At 62.7% G+C, this 3,882-nt stretch carries 5 protein-coding genes; 2 read left to right on the top strand and 3 right to left on the bottom strand.

Annotation, left to right across the window (positions count from 1 at the left end):
* On the top strand, nt 1-648 hold a 648-nt coding region (locus AC1DT3_RS13935; protein ID WP_477465849.1), incomplete at its 5' end, for an ATP12 family chaperone protein.
* A 21-nt stretch (nt 649-669) separates the two neighbouring features.
* On the opposite strand, the gene AC1DT3_RS13930 is transcribed toward AC1DT3_RS13935, so the two are convergent.
* Nucleotides 670-1,044: a hypothetical protein gene (locus AC1DT3_RS13930; RefSeq protein ID WP_477465848.1), complete on the bottom strand. Its 375-nt coding sequence runs from the start codon at nt 1,042-1,044 to the stop codon at nt 670-672.
* Nucleotides 1,045-1,194: 150 nt separating this feature from the next.
* Here AC1DT3_RS13930 and AC1DT3_RS13925 point away from each other — a divergent pair, with 150 nt between their 5' ends.
* The gene (locus AC1DT3_RS13925) at nt 1,195-2,727 is read left to right on the top strand and encodes an acyl-CoA carboxylase subunit beta (protein ID WP_477465847.1); all 1,533 of its coding nucleotides are present in this window, start codon (nt 1,195-1,197) and stop codon (nt 2,725-2,727) included.
* A 9-nt stretch (nt 2,728-2,736) separates the two neighbouring features.
* On the opposite strand, the gene AC1DT3_RS13920 is transcribed toward AC1DT3_RS13925, so the two are convergent.
* Nucleotides 2,737-3,348 (bottom strand): alpha/beta hydrolase, encoded by a 612-nt coding sequence (locus AC1DT3_RS13920; RefSeq protein WP_477465846.1) that lies wholly within the window; start codon nt 3,346-3,348, stop codon nt 2,737-2,739.
* An 8-nt stretch (nt 3,349-3,356) separates the two neighbouring features.
* A partial coding sequence (locus AC1DT3_RS13915; protein WP_477465845.1) for a VOC family protein occupies nt 3,357-3,882 on the bottom strand: 526 nt, incomplete at its 5' end.

The following is a 3,882-nucleotide window of genomic DNA, read 5'->3' as shown; positions in this document are numbered from 1 at the left end:
ACTCTCGACGGCCGAGAAGCCCGCACACCGGGACGCCAGCCCCTCTCGGTTCCGACAAAGGCTCTAGCCGAAGCTTTGGCTGCCGAGTGGGGTGATCAGGGCGAAGAGATCGATCCGGCGAAGATGCCCATTACCCGCATCGTCAACTCGGCGATCGATGGTGTCGCTGAACGCAAGAGCGAGGTCATCGACGATCTCGTGCGGTATGCCGGTTCCGATCTGATCTGCTACAGGGCGGGCGAACCCGATCGGCTTGTTCACGCCCAGAGCGAAGTCTGGGATCCGATTCTCGACTGGGTGCGAAAGACTCATGATGCGCGCTTCTCCCTGTCGCAGGGTGTGATGCATGTGGAGCAGCCGAAGGGGTCGATCGATGCGCTTCGTGCTGCGCTCGAGCGTCATTCATCGCCGTTCGCCATCGCGGCGTTGCATGTGATGACCACGCTGTCCGGTTCGATTCTCCTCGCGCTTGCCCACGCAGCCGGCGAGATCGATGCGGCGACGGCATGGGAAGCGGCCCATGTGGACGAGCGCTTCCAGGAGAAGATCTGGGGCGAGGATCACGAGGCCATGGAGCGGCGGCAGCGACGGGAGGCCGACTTCCTGGCCGCGTCCCGCGTCTACGAGCTGTCGGGCGGAGCAGGGTAGAGGCTCCGTCGTCAGCGCCCGTCAGGCCCGTTTGAAGTTAATTCCGCACTTCTTCTGGATCGATGCTTGCTCGATCGCCTGCATCTGTCCCTTCAGACTGGCCAATTCGGCGGTCTTCGCGTTGTCGCCGCCGACGAAGAAGGCGGCCGGCCAGAAGATCACGACGGCGGCTGTCGTGACGACGGCGTCCTTGGTGCGCTGCGAATCCTGCGCCCCCGAGGCACCCGCCGCCGCGGCGCTGACGCGCTGAGCCTCCATACCCAACTCGCCGCAGCTGTAGCTGTTGTACATGATGGGGGAGACGTAAGCGGCCGATACATCCTCGGAGCGGCTGGCGCAGCCTACGGTGAGAGCAGCGGCCGGGAGGATGGAGACGATTGTTCTGAGGATTTTCATGTCATTTTTCGCAACGAAATTACGATTCATTCCTCTAATGACAGGAGGATCGTTTGTGAAGTCCGGCCGACACATTCGTTGTTGATTTCCAATCTTGGGCGTATGTCTTTGCCCCGGTCTGTCGTCCCAGCGGGTCCTAAGAGAACATCCATGAAAGACATCCTCGAACGTCTTGATGAACGTCGCGCGCAAGCACGCCTGGGCGGTGGCGAGAAGCGTATCGCGGCGCAGCACGCACGCGGCAAGCTGACGGCGCGCGAGCGGATCGAGCTGCTTCTGGACACCGGGTCGTTCGAAGAGTTCGACATGTTCGTCGAGCATCGCTCGACCGATTTCGGCATGGAGAAGATGAAGATCCCGGGGGACGGCGTCGTCACGGGCTGGGGCACGATCAACGGCCGCACGGCTTTCGTGTTCGCCAAGGACTTTACCGTCTTCGGCGGATCTCTGTCGGAGACCCACGCCAACAAGATCATGAAGATCCAGGATATGGCGCTGAAGATGCGGGCGCCGATCATCGGATTGTTCGATGCCGGCGGCGCCAGGATCCAGGAAGGTGTCGCCGCGCTGGGCGGTTACGGCGAAGTGTTCAAGCGCAACGTGATCGCGTCGGGCGTCATTCCGCAGATTTCCGTCATCATGGGGCCGTGCGCCGGCGKCGACGTCTACTCGCCCGCCATGACCGATTTCATCTTCATGGTGCGCGATCGCTCCTACATGTTCGTCACCGGCCCCGAGGTGGTAAAGACCGTCACCAACGAGAGCGTTACGTCCGAGGAACTGGGTGGCGCGAAGGTGCATACGACGAAGTCGTCGGTGGCCGACGGGGCCTACGACAACGATGTGGAGGCGTTGCTCCAGGTTCGCCGGCTGATGGATTTTCTGCCTTCGAACAATCTCGACGGCGTTCCCGAGTGGCCGACCTTCGACGATCCGAACCGGGTCGAGGAAAGCCTCGACACGCTGGTGCCGGACAATCCCAACAAGCCGTACGACATGAAGGAGCTGATCCTGAAGGTCGTCGACGAGGGCGATTTCTTCGAGATTCAGGAATCCTTCGCGAAGAACATCATCACCGGGTTCGGGCGTATCGAGGGTCGTAGTGTCGGCATCGTCGCAAACCAGCCGATGGTGCTGGCGGGCGTGCTCGATTCAGATGCGTCCCGTAAGGCTGCGCGATTCATACGCTTCTGCGACGCGTTCAACATTCCCGTCGTCACGTTCGAGGACGTGCCCGGGTTTCTTCCGGGCACGGCGCAGGAATACGGCGGGCTGATCAAGCACGGCGCGAAGCTGCTCTTCGCCTATTCGGAAGCCACGGTGCCTTTGGTGACGGTGATCACRCGCAAGGCSTWCGGYGGYGCCTAYGACGTGATGGCSTCSAAGCAYKTGSGCGGCGACGTSAACTWYGCCTGGCCSAMCGCSSAGATCGCCGTGATGGGCGCCAAGGGCGCTGTCGAGATCATCTTTCGCAGCGACATCGGTGATGCGGACAAGATCGCAGCCCGCACCAAGGAATACGAAGACCGTTTCATGTCGCCCTTCGTCGCCGCCGAGCGCGGCTACATCGACGAGGTGATCATGYCGCATTCCACCCGCCGCCGCATCGCCCGCGCGCTCGCCATGCTGCGCGCGAAAGAGGTCGAACGGCCGTGGCGAAAGCACGACAACATCCCGTTGTGAGCGGAGGCACTACCTGTTCGCGTACCATTTGGATGTCAGGTTGACGTCCGCTTGTGTCAGGCCGTGCCCCGTCGGCAGCGATTGATGCTGAACGTCGGCGCCATCCTTTTGCAACGTCGCCGCGAGACGGGCCGCGTTTTCCGCAGGGATGATAGGATCCATCGAACCCGAGAGAATGAGCACACGCTTTCCGCTCAGGTCCGCCGCCGGCGGATCGCCGAGAGGAACCATCGCGCGCAGGAGTGCCGCTCCGGACAGCGCCTCTGGCCGCAGCATCAGCATCGCCGCCGCGATGTTGGCGCCGTTGGAGAAGCCGAGTGCGACGGGAGCCGCGAGCTCGTAGGCGATGCGCGCCTCGGCGACGAAATCGGCGAGCTCCTTGGCGCGACGCTTCACATCCTCTTCATCGAAGACGCCCTCGGCAAGACGACGGAAGAATCGCGGCATGCCGTTCTCCAAGACTTTCCCGCGCGGCGAGAGCAGGGCGGCGCCGGGAGCGACCGCCTGTCCGAGAGGGATGAGATCGTTCTCGTCGCCGCCGGTGCCGTGCAGAAGCAGCACCGGCGCGAGATTCGGCGCGCTCGCGGGAATGAAGCGGTGGTCGAAAGACAGATTGCTCATGGGTCGATCTAACTGAGTGAGGGGAGGACGGCTTCGATTTCGCCGCGTCTCGATTCAAGAAACGGCGGAAGCTGAAGCTCATCGCCGAGGACATCCACTTTCTCATCCACCGAGAACCCCGGTACGTCGGTCGCGATTTCGAACAGGATGCCGCCGGGTTCGCGGAAATACACCGAACGAAAATACTTGCGGTCGCGCTGTTCTGTCGTCTCGATGTCGTGGTTCTCGGCGAGGCGCTTCACCATCTCGGCTTCGGTCGCATCGTCCGCCGCACGGAAGGCGATGTGATGGATCGAGCCGCCGCCGAGACGCCCAGGCAGAAAGCCCTTCGCCTCGCGGATGTCGACGATGTTCCCCACCGGGGAATTGCTCTTGTAGCGCACTAACGATCCCTCTCGCGCCGCCTCACGAAACCCGAAGACGTCGGTCAGGATCGCGCCTGTTCGAGCCGCGTCCTCCAGCATGAGCGTGACGCCTGCGAGACCGCGAATGGCGGCTTCGATCGGAACGTCCGAGCCGGTCCATGCCGGCTCG

Source organism: Microvirga sp. P4_G7 (assembly GCF_056401005.1).
This window is presented reverse-complemented; position numbering and strand designations above follow the sequence as displayed.

Excerpts from the sequence above, each read along its gene's own strand:
- AC1DT3_RS13930 (WP_477465848.1), bottom strand. The coding sequence starts at position 1,044 with ATGAAAATCCTCAGAACAATCGTCTCCATCCTCCCGGCCGCTGCTCTC.
- AC1DT3_RS13920 (WP_477465846.1), bottom strand. The coding sequence starts at position 3,348 with ATGAGCAATCTGTCTTTCGACCACCGCTTCATTCCCGCGAGCGCGCCG.